Origin of the sequence: Actinacidiphila yanglinensis, assembly GCF_900107965.1 — a bacterium.
In the GTDB taxonomy this organism is placed as follows: domain Bacteria; phylum Actinomycetota; class Actinomycetes; order Streptomycetales; family Streptomycetaceae; genus Actinacidiphila; species Actinacidiphila yanglinensis.
On record NZ_FNVU01000015.1, the window covers coordinates 150,814 to 165,491 of the forward strand.

11 protein-coding genes are annotated in these 14,678 nt (G+C 69.9%); 8 read left to right on the plus strand and 3 right to left on the minus strand.

Features of this window, described 5'->3' with window-relative positions; all coding sequences use genetic code 11:
- The first annotated feature begins 7 nt into the window (after positions 1 to 7).
- Genes C4U44_RS28575 through C4U44_RS28605 form a run of 7 tightly spaced genes read left to right on the plus strand, consistent with a single transcriptional unit; the run spans position 8 to position 7,830 of the window.
- On the plus strand, positions 8 to 931 hold the full coding sequence (locus tag C4U44_RS28575; protein ID WP_235032417.1) for a carbohydrate ABC transporter permease: 924 nt from the start codon (positions 8 to 10) through the stop codon (positions 929 to 931).
- Positions 928 to 1,758, plus strand: a complete 831-nt coding sequence (locus C4U44_RS28580) for a carbohydrate ABC transporter permease (protein ID WP_103888938.1) — start codon at positions 928 to 930, stop codon at positions 1,756 to 1,758. The genes C4U44_RS28575 and C4U44_RS28580 overlap by 4 nt, the downstream gene beginning before the upstream one ends.
- A 5-nt stretch (positions 1,759 to 1,763) precedes the next feature.
- Positions 1,764 to 3,719 carry a hypothetical protein gene (locus C4U44_RS28585; RefSeq protein ID WP_103888939.1) on the plus strand — a complete coding sequence of 652 codons (1,956 nt, stop codon included), beginning with the start codon at positions 1,764 to 1,766 and terminating at the stop codon, positions 3,717 to 3,719.
- A gap of 17 nt (positions 3,720 to 3,736) precedes the next feature.
- The gene (locus C4U44_RS28590) at positions 3,737 to 4,510 is read left to right on the plus strand and encodes an RraA family protein (protein ID WP_265737347.1); all 774 of its coding nucleotides are present in this window, start codon (positions 3,737 to 3,739) and stop codon (positions 4,508 to 4,510) included.
- A complete protein-coding gene (locus tag C4U44_RS28595; protein WP_103888941.1) occupies positions 4,507 to 5,277 on the plus strand; it encodes an amidohydrolase family protein in 771 nt (256 codons plus the stop codon). Before C4U44_RS28590 ends, C4U44_RS28595 begins: the two co-directional genes overlap by 4 nt.
- Positions 5,274 to 6,209 (plus strand): aldo/keto reductase, encoded by a 936-nt coding sequence (locus C4U44_RS28600; RefSeq protein WP_103888942.1) that lies wholly within the window; start codon positions 5,274 to 5,276, stop codon positions 6,207 to 6,209. The genes C4U44_RS28595 and C4U44_RS28600 overlap by 4 nt, the downstream gene beginning before the upstream one ends.
- Before the next feature lie 49 nt (positions 6,210 to 6,258).
- A complete protein-coding gene (locus C4U44_RS28605) occupies positions 6,259 to 7,830 on the plus strand; it encodes a GH39 family glycosyl hydrolase (RefSeq protein ID WP_103888943.1) in 1,572 nt (523 codons plus the stop codon).
- 209 nt (positions 7,831 to 8,039) lie between these two features.
- Here the strand turns inward: C4U44_RS28605 and C4U44_RS28610 are convergent, their stop codons facing one another.
- On the minus strand, positions 8,040 to 9,176 hold the full coding sequence (locus C4U44_RS28610; RefSeq protein ID WP_103888944.1) for an ROK family transcriptional regulator: 1,137 nt from the start codon (positions 9,174 to 9,176) through the stop codon (positions 8,040 to 8,042).
- Positions 9,177 to 9,219: 43 nt separating this feature from the next.
- Between C4U44_RS28610 and C4U44_RS28615 the strand changes: the two genes are divergently transcribed.
- On the plus strand, positions 9,220 to 10,482 hold the full coding sequence (locus tag C4U44_RS28615) for an MFS transporter (protein WP_103888945.1): 1,263 nt from the start codon (positions 9,220 to 9,222) through the stop codon (positions 10,480 to 10,482).
- 65 nt (positions 10,483 to 10,547) lie between these two features.
- Here the strand turns inward: C4U44_RS28615 and C4U44_RS28620 are convergent, their stop codons facing one another.
- Positions 10,548 to 12,107, minus strand: a complete 1,560-nt coding sequence (locus C4U44_RS28620; RefSeq protein WP_103888946.1) for a glycoside hydrolase family 88 protein — start codon at positions 12,105 to 12,107, stop codon at positions 10,548 to 10,550.
- A gap of 93 nt (positions 12,108 to 12,200) precedes the next feature.
- Positions 12,201 to 14,594, minus strand: coding sequence for a polysaccharide lyase 8 family protein (locus C4U44_RS28625; RefSeq protein WP_160145132.1), 2,394 nt, complete (start codon positions 14,592 to 14,594; stop codon positions 12,201 to 12,203).
- Positions 14,595 to 14,678: the final 84 nt, after the last annotated feature.

Genomic DNA, 14,678 nt, shown 5'->3' on the forward strand with positions numbered 1-14,678 from the left:
CACAGCCGTGCCGACCGCTCCGAGGACGGTTGGCCCCCGGCCGCCGCTCGGACGCACCCGCGCGCGCCGCAGAGAGACCGCGGCCGACATCGCGATGATGGCGCCTCCGCTGATCCTGGTCGCCGGCCTGATCATCGTGCCGATCGGGATCGCGGTGTACCTCAGCTTCACCGACTGGAACGGCTTCACCTCCCCGCCGCACACGATCGGGTTCCGCAACTACACCCGCCTCATCCACGACCCCGCGGTCAAGCACGCGGCGTTCCTCACGCTCCTGATCACCGCCATCGGCACGATCGCGTGCAACGTGCTGGGGCTGGGGGTCGCGCTGCTGCTCAACCGCAACACCCGGATCAACGCGATCCTGCGCGTGCTGGTCTTCTACCCCTACGTCGTGGGCGCAGTGATCCTGGGCTTCCTCTGGTCGTCCATTCTGGGCACCAACGGCGCGGTCGACGCAGCGCTCGGCGCCCACCACTCCCTGCCCTTCCTCTCGGACCCGAAGTGGGCGATCGCGACGGTGGTCTGCGTGATCGTGTGGTCCAGCTTCGGGGTGAACGTGGTGCTGTATCTGGCCGGCCTGCAGACGGTGCCGGACAACGTCCTTGAGGCCGCGAAGATCGACGGTGCGTCCCCGTGGCAGACCTTCTGGCGTGTCAAGCTCCCCATGCTCGCGCCGACCGTGACGGTGAACGTGGTCCTCGTCGTCATCGGCCTCCTGCGGGTCTACGAGTTGATCCTCGCGCTGACCGCCGGAGGGCCCGCAGGAGAGACGCAGAGTTTCGTGTACAACATCCTGACGTCGTCCTTCGACAACACCCAGCTCGGCTACGGCGCCGCGCAGTCCGTGGTGCTGATGGTCTTCATCGTCGTGGTGACCATCGTCATCACTGCGGCCCGTCGGCGCAGCGAGCAGGCGGTGGCCGCATGACCGGGCGCCGGGCTGGCCGCCTCCTGGCCGTTCTCGTCCTCGTCCTCATCATGGTCGGCCCCCTGTACCTGATGGTGACCAACGCGTTCAAGTCGCAGCACGACATCCTCACGGAGCCCTTCGGCTGGCCCACGAGCGGGTTCTCGCTGAAGTACCTGCACGCCGCTCTGACCTCGCCGGATTTCAACGTCGTGCGGGCCTACGGCGTGACGGTGCTGTTCGTCGTCGCGGTCAACGTGCTGAATCTGCTGATCGTGGGACCAGCGTCCTACGCCATCGCGCGGGGGACCCGGCGGTATCACCGGGCCGTCATGCTCGTGCTGCTGGCCGGCCTGTTCATTCCGGGCCAGACCCTGGTCATTCCGGTGATCTACGTACTCAAGGCGCTGGGACTGATCGGCACGATTCCGGGCTTCCTGCTGTTCGAGACGACTCTGACCGTTCCCACCACCGTGTTCCTGTTCGTCGCGTTCGTGCAGACGGTCCCCCGCGAGCTCGACGAAGCCGCGCGGATCGACGGTGCGAGTCGCTACGGCACCTTTTGGCGGGTGATCTTCCCGCTCATGCGTCCCGTCGCTGCGACCGCAATGGTTCTGAACTCGGCCGGTGTGTGGACGGACTTCGTCAACCCGCAGTTCATCCTCGGCCCCCAGTCCGGGGTCTACACCGTCACGACCGGCGTGTACGCCGCCATCAGCCGCCTCTCGACGAACTACACGGTCGTGTACCCCAACATCCTGCTCGCCACCGCGCCCGTGATCGTGTTCTACGTGTTCATGCAGCGGCGCATCATCGGCGGCCTGACCGCGGGAGCGATCAAGGGATGAGCGCGATGAACGATTCACCCGATGGGCTGCCGCACGTCAAGGCGACGGTCCCGGTTCGTGAGACCCCACTGTGGGCAGTGTTGGAGCGGCGCCTGTTCACCGTTCTCGACCAGGCCTGGCGCGAGTTCGAAGCGACGTACTGCGGTCCCGACGGACGCCTGACGTACGGCGGACGCATGCACCACCGCGACGGTGTGGACGACTTCTACGAGCCCTTCTTCAACTGGCCGGTTCTCTACCGGCTCGGCGGTGCCGACGACCTCCTCCCGTCGGCCAAGAAACACTGGGCCGGGGTCACCGCGCAGATGACGGAGTTCGGCTTCGTCCGCGACGAATACGAAGTCGGCTACGACTGGTTCCACCAGGGCGAGTCGCTGAACTTCTTCTACGCCATCTGCGCGGCCGATCCGGACGACGCCGCCTTCCGCGAGCGGGCGCTGCGGTTCGCGCGCCTCTACTCGGACCCGGCCCAGGGCAACTACGATCCCGCGGCGCGGATCATCGTCGCCCCGCACACCGGATCGGGCGGCCCGCGTCCCGGCCTCGGAACCGAGTGGATCGAGTACAGCGCTCGTCAGACCGGAATGAAGGCCTACGGGCTGCCCCTCGACGACCTTCCCGGCATCGCCGACTGGGAGGACCTGTTCTCCGAAGAGAACGCCCGGCGCATGGGCGACGCCATGCAGGAGCGTCTGGGCCGAGGCGACACCGCGATCAATCTCGCCGCCACCTCCCTGGTGACGAACGCGTGGCTCTACGACCACGCCCCGGAGTTCGGGAACTGGGTCGTCGACTACGTCAGCGCGTGGCGTGAGCGCGCGGCCGCGAATGGTGGCCTGATCCCGGACAACATCGGCCCCTCGGGGATCGTCGGCGAACTTCACGAGGGGCACTGGTACGGCGGCCACTACGGCTGGGCCTGGCCGCACGGGCTCCACTCGGTCGAGGCGGCCGCCATGATCGCCGCCGTCAACGAAACCCTCGTGACGGGCGACACAGCCGGGCTGGATCTCGCGCGAGTGCCACTGGACACCGTCGTGGCGCAGAGCGTCGTGCGCACCGACGCGGCCACTACCGGAAGCATGGGCTGGGGCTGGGCACAGAAGATGAGCGTCGCTCCCGGCGTGCCCGTCCAGCTCGTGCCCTACCGTCACGGGGCGAACGGCTGGTTCGACCTGCACCCGGTCCCGCTCATCTACCCGGTCTGGCTGTGGTGGCTGACGTCGTCGGCCGGCGATCTGGGGCGACTGGAATCACTCGAGAAGGACGCCGGCTTCGACTGGCGCGAGACGAAATGGTTCCAGGACAAGGAAGAGCAGGGGCACGAGGCGCCGTGGGTGTCGTTCCTCCTCGGCCGGAACCCCGGTTATCCCGAGGACGCCCTCGCACTCGCCCTGGGCCAAGTGGCCAAGCGCCTCGCTCTGATGCGGGCGACGCCGTACGGGCCGCCGGACGACGACATCCACTGGTGGCAGCGGCTCAATCCGGTCGTCACCGAGGTCCTCACCCAGCTGGTCACCGGCGCGCCGCCGGCGCTCTACAACGGAGGACTCGCGCTGGCCCGGGTGACGTTCGGTGACGCGCTGCGCGGCCGTCCCGGCCTGCCGGACGGCGTGGCCGCGCTCGTGCGCGAGGCCGATGCCGACGGCGTCTGCCTCGACCTGGTCAACCTCGACGCCCTCTCCGCACGGGAAGTGGTGGTCCAGGCCGGCGCGTTCGCAGAGGACCGCATCGACCAGGTGACGTTCGACCAGGCGGGCGACGGATACCCCGCCGACTCCCACGACTACCTCATCCCCGACCCGGAAGTGCGGCCGGTGACCACCTCGATCGGGTCGCCCCGGCTCGTGGTCTCCCTTCCCCCGCTGCACCGCATCTCCATGCGGCTCAAGATCACCCGGCGCGCTCAGCGGCCGGCTCACACCGGTTTCGCCCACACCGCAACCCAGAAAGACACGTGATGGATACCGAGAACCCCATGTCAAGGGTGTGGCCGCTGCCTGTCCGGGGCGAGCCGTTCCAACGTGCCGATGCCGACAGCATTCGCCGTATGGAGGCGATCGGCGCCGCGACAGCCTGCGCGAAACTGCACAGCATGGGCGTCACCCGGACCGCCGTCCAGGGACCGACGGCGCTGGAGACCGGCAGCCGCGTCGTGGGGTCCGCCCTCACGCTGCAGTTCATGCCGCAGCGCGAGGACGTGGCAAGCGGCCTGGGCCAGGAGTACGTCGAACGCGACACGGCGCTCTGGGCCGTGCTCGAAACGGTTCAGCCCGGCGACGTGCTTGTGGTGCAGGCGTGGGGCAGCAACTTCACCGGCTGCTTCGGCGACATGCTCGTGCGGTACTTCAAGCGACGCGGCGGCGCGGGCATCGTCGTGGACGGCCGGATTCGCGACGCCGCCCGGGTCCGCGAGCTCGGCGTTCCCATCTGGTGCACGGGCACCACTCCCCACTACGCGTCCCAGACCGACCTCTTCCCCTGGGCCTACGACGTCCCGGTCGCAGCAGGCGGCGTGCTCTGCCTGCCGGGCGACGTGGTCGTCGCCGACGACGACGGGGCCGTGATCGTGCCCGCCGGCAAGGCGCAGGAGCTCATCCAGGACGCGGAGGACCACGAGGACTGGGAGTCCTTCAGCCGCATGCGGCTCGAGCAGGGCGCGCGGCTCTCCGACTACTACCCGCTCAGCCCGAACAGCCGCGCCGAGTACGAACAGTGGCGCGACAACCAGGCAAAGCTGCCCGCGCGGTGATCGACAGCCACATGCATCTGTGGGGCGCCGAGGTCGCGGCGGCGCCCTGGCTGGCCGGCGATCGCACCGCCTCGATCCGGCGTCCGGTCGCGCTCGACGAGTACGCCGCCGCGGCCGGCAACTGCGGCGTCGACGGCGCCGTCGTCGTGACGGCGGAGCAGTCGGGCGCCGAGACCGCTCGGCTGGTCACGGCATGCTCACAGGAAGCCCTGGTGCGCGGCGTGGTCGGATGGGCCGATCTCGCCGGAGACATCGACGCCGCGGACCTCTCCGGGCTCGTCGGCATTCGCCACTCCGTGATGTCCGAGGAACCCGGCTGGCTGCGGCGGCCGCGCGTGCGCGCGGGCATCGCGCGCTACGCCCGTGCAGGCCTCGTGCTCGAACTGCTGGTCAGCCGTCGCGATCTCGGCGACGCGCTCGCCTGCGCCGCCGACCACCCGTCGATGGTGATCGTCATCGATCATCTCGGCGACCCGGGCGGAGCCGACGCGCCATGGCAGGCCCGGGTGCGCGCGCTCGCCCCTCATGCGAACGTGCGCATGAAGCTCTCCGGAGACGCAGTCCGGCCGGCCGCCCTGGACGTCGCTCTTGACGCGCTGGGACCCGGCCGGCTCATGATCGGTTCCGACTGGCCGGTGTCCAGCCTGCGCGTCCCGCTCCACGACGAGCTCGGCGCCCTGACAGCGCTCCTCGATCCGCTCTCGGACAGCGAGCGCGAACAGGTCCTGGCAGGAACGGCCATCGACAGTTACGGCCTGGCGGTATGAGGGCCGGCGACCTCGGCACCTCCGGAGTTCGGGTGACGGCACTGGGCCTGGGAACAGCCCAGCTCGGTGATCTCTACGAGACGGTGACCCAGGACCGTGCGACGGCAATCGTGGACGCCGCCTGGGATGCCGGAATCCGCTACTTCGACACCGCGCCGCACTACGGGCTCGGCCTCGCCGAGAAGCGGCTCGGCCTCGCGCTGCACTCGCGGCCGCGGGAACACTACGTGCTCAGCTCCAAAGTCGGCCGCCTGATCAGGCCCGGCAGCGATGGCGAACCGACCCGGCGCTGGGACTTCACCGAGGCAGGCATCCGTCGCAGCATCGAGGAGTCACTGGAGCGCATGGGGCTGGACCGGCTGGACATCGCACTTCTGCACGACCCTCAGGAAAGACTCACGGATGCCCTCGACGACGGCCTTCCAGCGCTCGTACGGCTGCGGGACGAGGGCGTGGTCGACGCGATCGGCGTCGGCACGGGCGACATGGCGGCACTCACCGCGTTCGCGACCCGCGACGAGCTGGACGCGATCATGATCGCCGGGCGGTACACCCTCCTGGAGCAGCCCGCGCTCACGGAGGTGATCCCGGCCGCACGTGCGGCGGGCATCTCCGTACTCAACGCGGGCGTGTTCAACAGCGGCATGCTCGCGCAGGACCATCCCGGCCCCGATGCGCGGTACGAATACGCCATGGCTCCCCCGCAGTTGCTCGCCCGGGCAAGGCAACTGGCCGATCACGCCGCGACAGCCGGCACCACGCTCCCCCGGGCGGCCCTCGCCTACGCGGCGCGCGACCCGCTGGTGGCGTCGGTCGTCGTCGGTGCCGACAGCGCCGAGCAGGTCGTCACCACCGCGCACATGGCCCAGGACTCGCGTCCGCTGGACGGCCTGTGGGACGCGCTCGTCGCGCTCGGCCTCATTCCCGCCTGATCGACTGCGGCATGAACCAACCCACCTCATTGCGAACCCGGAGCTGATCATGGAACTGGACCTTGATCTCGCCAGCGCACCGCACGTGCCGCTGGACCACTTCTGGAGCCGTGTCGTCGGCGCCGGACGGGCGAACGAGGGCCTGCGCGCCGACTGGCAGAGCCAACTGGCACACGTGCGCCGGCTCGGCGGCTTCGGCTACGTCCGCTTCCACGGCCTGTTTCACGGCGACATGTTCATCTACCGCGAGACAGACGGCGAGGTCGCGCCCTCTTTCCACTACGTCGACCTGCTGTTCGACGCGATCCTCGCCGCCGGGATGCGGCCGTTCGTCGAGTTCGGCTTCTCCCCGCCGGAGTTGGCACGCGAGACCGCGACCGTGTTCTGGTGGGGGGCCAACGGGTCTCCACCGACCGACTACGTGAAGTGGGCTGCGCTCGTGCGCACCACCGTCGAGCACTGGGTCGGGCGCTACGGGATCGACGAGGTGCGCGCCTGGTATTTCGAGGTGTGGAACGAGCCGAACCTCGGCCCGTTCTTCCGCGGCACCCGCAGCGAGTACTTCGAGCTGTACCGGGTGTCGGCCGAGGCGGTGAAGTCGGTCGACTCCGAACTACGGGTCGGGGGGCCGGCGACGAGCAACTTCGTACCGGACGCCCGCTTCGACGGCGAGGTCGAGGACACCACACACCATGAGACGGTGCTCACCGCTCACGACCTCGACTCCCTCGACTGGCGGCCGGTGTGGCTGGAGGAGTTCCTGCGGTTCTGCGCCGACAACCGGGTCCCGGTCGACTTCGTCTCGTGCCACCCCTATCCCACCGACTGGGCGCTGGACGGGCACGGCAACGGTCGCAAGCTCACCCGCGGCGTCGATGCCACGCCGACCGATCTGCGCCGGGTGCGTGAGATCGTCGACGCCGGCCCGTATCCCGAGGCCGAGATCCACCTCACCGAGTGGAGTTCGAGTTCCAGTTCCCGCGACTTCACCCACGACTACCCACAGGCCGCCGCATTCGTGGTCCGCTCCGTGCTCGGGTCGATCGGCTTGGTCGACAGTCTCGCCTACTGGACCTTCACCGATGTCTTCGAAGAGGAGGGCGCCGGCCGCGATCCGTTCCACGGCGGATTCGGCATGCTCAACCAGAACGGCATACCCAAGCCGACGATGCACGCCTACCGCATGCTGAACGCGCTGGGTGACCGGATGGTCCACCGTGAAGCGGGTCTCGTCGTCACTCGTCGCGGCACCGGCGTGGCGGCTCTGGCCGTTCACTATCCGGACGAGGTCACGCTGAGCGCGCCCGCGTCGTTCGACACGCGAGCCATCGCCGACCGCACCCTGGCGACCGGGCTGCCGCAGACCTTGCGGCTGCGCATCGCCGGGCTGGCGCCCGGCGAGCGTTACACACTCGAAGTAGTGGATGCCGAGAACGGCTGGGCCATGGCGGAGTGGACCCGGCGTGGCCGCGACCCCAATCCGTCCCTGGCCGACGTCGCCGCGATCCGCGCGAGCGCCGAGCGAGGATCCGTGACCCCCCTGACCGTCTCCGAGGGCGGCGTACTCGAGGCCGACGAGCAATTGCGGCCCTGGGCGATCGCGCTCCTGAGTCGTGCCTGAACGCCGGTTCGCCCGCCGTCAGGTCCCAGGGACCACCCGGATGCGGCGCCCTCGACCTGTTTCGCCCCACACGGGTCCGCAACCTGGGGCCACCATGCGATGTCCGCCCTGGCGCCGGCCAGGCCCAAGGACCCGACCGGCGCCAGGAGCATCGTGCACCGGTATTCGTTGCGCCGGCGCCCGATGGCCTCACCGAAAAGCCCCGGGCGCTAACGCGCCTGCTGCTCGATCTGCATCGGGATGGCCGGCCCGACCGACGCGGGGCTCGGGACGCCGTAGGAGGCATCGAGGATCTGCATCGCTGCGCCGGCGGCGATGATGTCGGCACCCAGGCTGGACAGGGTCACCTCGACCGTGAGCCAGTCGGCACGGGGGACTTCGGCCTCGATCGCGTCGGCGACGGCGGCACGGTAGCTCCGGTGATGCCGGAGAAGATCGGCGCCGGCGAGGACGACGTGGCCGATGTCGATGGTCTGGATGAGGTTGACCACGCCTGCGGCAAGGATGCGAGCGGCGCGGGGAATGTCGCCGTCGGCGACCGCGCGGTCGTGCAGGACCTCCAGGCATCCGTGGCGTCCGCAGGCGCAGCGGGGGCCGTCGAGTTGGAGGACGGTGTGGCCGAACTCCCCCGCGTTGGTATGGGCGCCGCGGTGGGCTCGGCCGTCCAGCCAGAGTCCCGCACCGACGCCCGACTCCACCATGATCAGAGCCGCGTCGTCAAAAGCAGGGCCGCGCCGCCAGGCTTCGGCCGTGACGCCGGCGGTCACGTCCTTGTCGAGGTGGACGGGCAGGCCGAGGACCTCCTCGGCGCGTTCACGCAAAGGGACGTCGTGCCAGTGCCGCAGGCGGTGCGCATCGCGGACGATGCCGAGCGCGTGGTCCAGGGGCCCGACCATGCCGATGCCGACACCGGTGATCCGGCCGGAGGTGTCCGGGCGGTCACGGGTGAGATGCACCACGCCGTCGGCCATCGCCCGAAGCAGGTCCTGCGGTGTGAAGTCGGGCGGCAGCGGGGTCACCGCTGACGTGACGACGTCGCCGCGCAGGTCGGTGAGGACGGTCCGCAGGGTCCGGCGAGCCACGTGTACTCCCACCGCGAACCGGCTGGTGGGGACGAGTTCGTAGAGCGTGGTGGGCTTCCCGGCACCCTGGCGCCTGAGGCCGCTCGGAGCGATCAGTCCCTGCTTGATCAGCCGGGCCAGGACCTTGGAGACGGCCTGGGGGGTCAGGCCGGTCGCGGCGGCCACCGACGCGCGATCGAACGGGACGCTGTCGCGGGCGATCGCGACGACGAGGCCCTCGTTGTAGTCGCGGAGGAAACCGAGGCCGGCGGCTGGGTTGCGCATCCGCCCACTCTATTACGCAACAGCGTTGCTGTATTCTCCGTCCATGAACGACCTGACGACGTCGCGCCGCCGGGCCGCGCTGCTGGCTCTGGCCCTGGGCGGCTTCGCCGTGGGGCTCACCGAGTTCGTCGCGATGGGCCTGCTCCCGGAGATTGCGCACGGCCTTCTTCCGGGTCCGTACGCGCGTTCCTCGTCGGACGCCATCAGCCGAGCGGGTTGGTCGGTCAGCACCTACGCGCTGGGGGTCGTCGTCGGTGCCCCCACGATCGCCGTGCTGGCCGCCCGGGTGTCCCGGAAGCGGCTGGTCCTGGGCCTCCTCGTGCTGTTCGTCGCCGGCACCGTGGCCTCGGCCCTCGCGCCGACGTTCTGGATGCTGCTGGCGGCACGCTTCATCGCAGGGCTGCCGCATGGCGCGTACTTCGGTGCGGCGGGCATACTCGCGGCCCGCCTGATGGGACCCGGGAACCAGGCCAGGGGATTCGCCCTGGTCCTGGCGGGCCTGACGACGTCGAACGTCATCGGAGTGCCGCTGATCACCAGCCTCGGCCAGGACGCGGGTTGGCGGATCGCCTATCTGGCCATCGCCGCGGTGTTCTTCCTGACGCTGCTGGCGGTGTGGGTCGTCGTTCCCGAGGACTCCGCCTACACAGGTGGGTCGCCACGTGCCGAGCTCGGCGCGCTGCGTGCCCCCCAGGTGTGGATGGCTGCCGCCGTCGCCTCCATCGGCTTCGCCGGTTTCTTCGCCGTCGACAGTTACCTCGCACCGATCACGACGCACGTCGCAGGGCTGCCCTCGACAGCCGTGCCCTGGGCCCTGGTCGCCGTCGGCCTCGGTATGACCGTGGGCAACGCGGTCGGCGGCTGGTCCGCCGACCGGAACCTGCGGTTCAGCCTGCTGCTCGGCTTCCCCTGCATCGTCGCCGCCCTCGTGGTCTTCGCCCTGGTCGCGCATGCGCACGGCGGGCTGTTCGTCGGCGCCTTCCTCCTCGGAGCGACCAGTATGTTCCTCGGCCCCGCCCTGCAGGCGCGGCTCATCGCGGTCGCCCCGGGCGCCCAACTCATGGGCGCGGCCATCAACCAGTCGGCCATGAACATCGCCAACAGCCTCGGCGCGGCCCTGGGCTCCGTGGTCATCGCCCAGGGACACGGCTACCTCGCACCGAGTTGGCTCGGCGCCCTGCTGGGCGTGGTCGGCTGCGCCCTGACCGTCGTCAGTTTCACCGTGGAGGGCCGCTCCGAACGCACCGCCACCGCACACGGCGGCCGCGCCATCCGTCCCCGTGCCCGGGCCAACGAATCTCCCTGATCGTCGCCGGCTTGCGAACGGAGGCGCGGGCCTGCCCGGTGCACCACCCGGGAAGGAGGGCCGTGTCAGTGGCCGGCCTCCTCGGAGAAGTAGAGGAACGCGCCCAGCCCGTGCATGTCGTTCGTGGCCTGGGTCCGGTCGACGTAGTACGCGTAGTCGCCGACATCGGTCCCGACGGAGATGTTCGTCAGGTAGGTGAGACCGTCGTCGTGCAGGGAGATCCGGTCCAGTTCGCCGCGGTGTCCCGCCGTCACCGCGGCCTGGTAGGCGTCGCCGGAGACGTATCCCCGTTTGAGCGCCGTGTCGATGGTCTGCGTGAACATCGCCGAGCAGGACGTCTCCGTCCAGTTGCCGGCGCTGCCGCCCTTGTCCACGACCTGGAACCACCTCCCGCTGGCCGGGTCCTGGTAGGCGACCATGCCGCGGACCAGGTTGCGGACGATCGCGATCAGCTGCGCCCGGCGCGGCTGGTCGGGCGGAATCAGGTCGAGGATCTCCGTGGCGGCGATGCCGTACCACCCGACGGCGCGGCACCAGTACTCCGGTGCGAGGCCGGTCCCGGGGTCCGCCCACGATGCCGACGCGGACGCGTCGTAGGCGTGCTTCATCAGGCCGTTCGCCTGCTGCAGATGGCTCGCGTAGACCACCAGTTGCTGGGTCGCGATGTCGAACGACCGGGTGCTGTCCCCGACGTACTTGCCGTACTGCGCCATGAAGGGGTCGGCCATGAACGTGCCGTCCGACCACAACTGGTTCGCCCGGTCCGCGGTGTCGGCGTGCCAGAACCCGCCGTCGCTCGTGGTCGGGTACCCGGCGCCGGGCAGGAGGCGGTCGTGGATCTGCTTGGCGGCCAGGCCGTACTTGGTCTGGCCGGTCTCCCGGTACAGCGCGATCATCACCTGGCCGGGCATCATGCTGTCCAGGCTGTCGAAGCTGTTGTTGATGTGCCCGTCGGCGTCGACGAAGCGGTCGGCCCACGCCTTGACGTACGCGATCAGGGCGGCCCGGCGGGCGGGATCGGCGGTGTGCTGGGCGAGCTGGTACTGGCCCATCATGTACAGGGCAACCGGGTAGCTCCAGCCGCCGACGCTCGACGGGGTGTACCGCTGCATCGTGGAGTCGACCACCGCGTCCGACCAGTCCGTGCTCTGCTGGTCGGCCACGGTGAGCGAGTCGAGGTCGGGCAGACCGCCCGTCGTCGTGCCGGTCAGCCGGATCAGATTGGTCCCCGCCCGCAGGGTCACCGGGATCCTGGTGACCGCCCAGGTGTTCCAGTCCGCGGTCGGGGCGAAGCCCGGCGTGGACACCACCGCGCCGTTGACGCCTACGTCGGCCGCGCGCCCCGCCGTCGTCCCGTTGGCGTAGCGCAGAGCCAGCGTCGCGGCGCCCGCGGCCGGCATCCTGACCGTGAACTCGACGTACGCGCCGACCTCGTTGGTGCTGTTGACGAAGCCTGTTCCGGTGTACCCGAGATGGTCGGAGTCCACCGTGCCGTGGAAGACGGTCGCGTCCTCCGCCTCGTACACGGAGGACATCGGCGGCGCCGCCGCCTGTGCCGAGCCGGACGTCACCGCGTAACTCGCGGCCAGCATCCCGAGGGCTAAGACCGCTGCCTTTGCGCGCATGGAGCCTCCTCTTCTTCGTCGGCAACCGACTTTTCGGCGACCGATTCTTCGGCGACCGACCGGCACTTCGTTGCCGGAGGACCGGGCGGTGTCCTATGCGGTGGTGAAGCGAGCGACGAAGGTCCTCCCCGCCGCTCCGGCCACGGCCACCGACAGGCGGACATTCGGTGTCGTGGCGAGGACGGTGATCCCGGGGTCGACGGAGGTCACCCCGGAAACGGCTCCGTCGACGGTGACCGTCACCGGTCCGGTGAGTTCCTGGGTCGGATCGCAGACGGCCACGCTCAGCGTCCCGTCCTTCCGCTGGGTGACGACCGAGGCGGTCCCGTCGACCTGGATGCCGGCGGCCCTGGGCGCGCCTGCCTGCCAGACGTTGGCCATGGCGACCCCGGACCCCGATCGGGCGACGGCCTGGACCTGCGGGGTGTTCGCGGCCACGGTGACGTCGTTGGAGGCGGCGAACGCCGCGGTCTGGGCCGAGGTCGCGGCGGGCAACTGGATGAAGTGGTAACCGCCGCCGGTGGGGTTGACGCCGTGGTCGACCCACATGGTGACGAACCGGCGGGTGTAGGCGGTGGCGTCCACGTTCACGTTGCGGTGGTCCATGTCGGTCCACTTGCCGGTGCGGTCCTCACGCACGAGCGTGACGTGGCCGCCTGAGAAGACGTAACCGCCGAGGTTGTCGACGTAGATCCAATGCGGTTCGACCACGGTCGGTGTGCTGCTCGGGGTCGAGGCCACCACGGTGCCGTCGACATGGATGTTCGACCGGCCGTCGGGGCCGATGTTGCGGTTCTCGATGATCGTCTCGATCGTGTGGCCGTCGGTGCTGGTGATGCCGGCGCCCAGGCAGATCACGGCGTCCTGGATGCAGAACCAGGACTTGCGGCCGGTGAGTGTCTGCTTGGCGAACGACAGTCCCATGCCGGCGGCGACGTTGCCGTCGAGCAGGGCACCGCCGGCCCAGGTGTTGGTCGAGCCGCGGTTGGTGCCCAGCGCGAGGGTCTTGGTGTCGAGGGTGACGCCGGGTATCCGGTACTTGTTCGCCGTCGGCCAGTAGGCGTTGGTCCAGTGCCCCGGCTGGGTGGCCAGGTAGAGGTAGGCGGCGCCCTCGCCGGTGTACCAGCCCTGGAGATTCTCGCTGTTGGCGCTCTCGTACGGCTTGATGCGCGGGGTGTCCATGGCGATGGCGAAGGCGAAGGACGGCCGCCGGTGCACGACCCGTGCCATCGACGTGGCCACGACGGAGGCGGTGGACTCGGTTCCGGCCGGGATCGAGTCGTCGGCGACGACCGACCGGCCCAGCGCGATCGACGAGATCCGCACCTGTTCCAGCGGCACGGGGTCGTAGGTGAAGAAGTCCTGGTAGGTGTCCGCGCCGATCCAACCCTTGACCTGCGAGCGCACTTCGCGCGCGAGGCCGGGCGGGAAGATCCCGGCGAGCTGCAGCAGCGTGGCGCCGGTCAGGCGCCCGATGCGGTGGTCGGTCTCGTAGAACCGGGACAGGGCGCGACCGCGCACCATGTCCATGAAGGCGCCACGGTAGATCCAGGGCCGGAAGTTGGCCTGTGTCCAGATGTGGACGCGCTGCACCTGATCCGCGGTGGCCGCCCATGGGGTGTCCTGGACGGCGACCAGCAGATAGGTCAGGTACTGCAGCAGGGAGACCCCGTAGGAACCGTTGTAGGCGAAGTAGACGTGCTGGAGGAAACCGCCGTCAGGGTAGAAGCCGTCCCCGCTGGTGCTGTACGGGAAGAGGTTCGCGATCGCCGTCATCGCGTCGTCGATCACGGCGCCGTCCTGGCTGAGCGCGCCGCGCACGGTGGTGATGGCGCAGGTCCAGTTGAGGTTGGCGCCGGTGGCGGTCGCTCCGCCCACCCGACTCGGATCGGGCAGGTACCGGGCGATCGCGGCCGTGGCGGTCGCGAGCTGGGCGGGCGAGAGCTGGTCGTACAGCGCGACGCAGATGTCGTTGAGCGCGAGCGGTATGCCGATCTGGAAGTCCCACCAGTTGTCGTACTGCGCGGTGACCCCGTACTTGTGGGAGAGGAACCAGTCGAGGGCGGACGTGACGTCGCCCAGCAGCGCCGTGTTGCCGGACAGGGAGGAGCCGGGCGAGGCGTAGGCGAGGGCGAGCTGGCGCAACCGCCCGGCCACGTCCCGCTGGACGGCCGAGACGGTGCTGCTGTCCAGGTCCGCCCACAGGTTGGTGCGCGACGCCGTGGTGTTCAGTGTCGACCACAGGCCGTTCGCCACCTCGGCCATCGCCTCGGCGTAGCGGGTGAGCACGGGGTCGGAGGTGCTGTAGCCGCCGATCAGGGTGTCGTGCCACTGGGTGCGGACCTTCGCGAAGTCCGCGGCCGTCGCCGCCTCGGGCCGGCCCGGGACACCGAGGGCCGAGCCGAGGAACCAGGCGGGGGCCAGTGCGGCGCCGGCCAGCAGGGTCGAGCGGCGGGTGATGCCGCGGGGTGTGTGCTCAGCGGACATGAGAAGGACCCTCACGGTAGGGGTGGAGGATGGCAGCCGGGAGCGGGCCGGACCGGGTGGCGCCCGGGGCGGCGTGAGGGATCG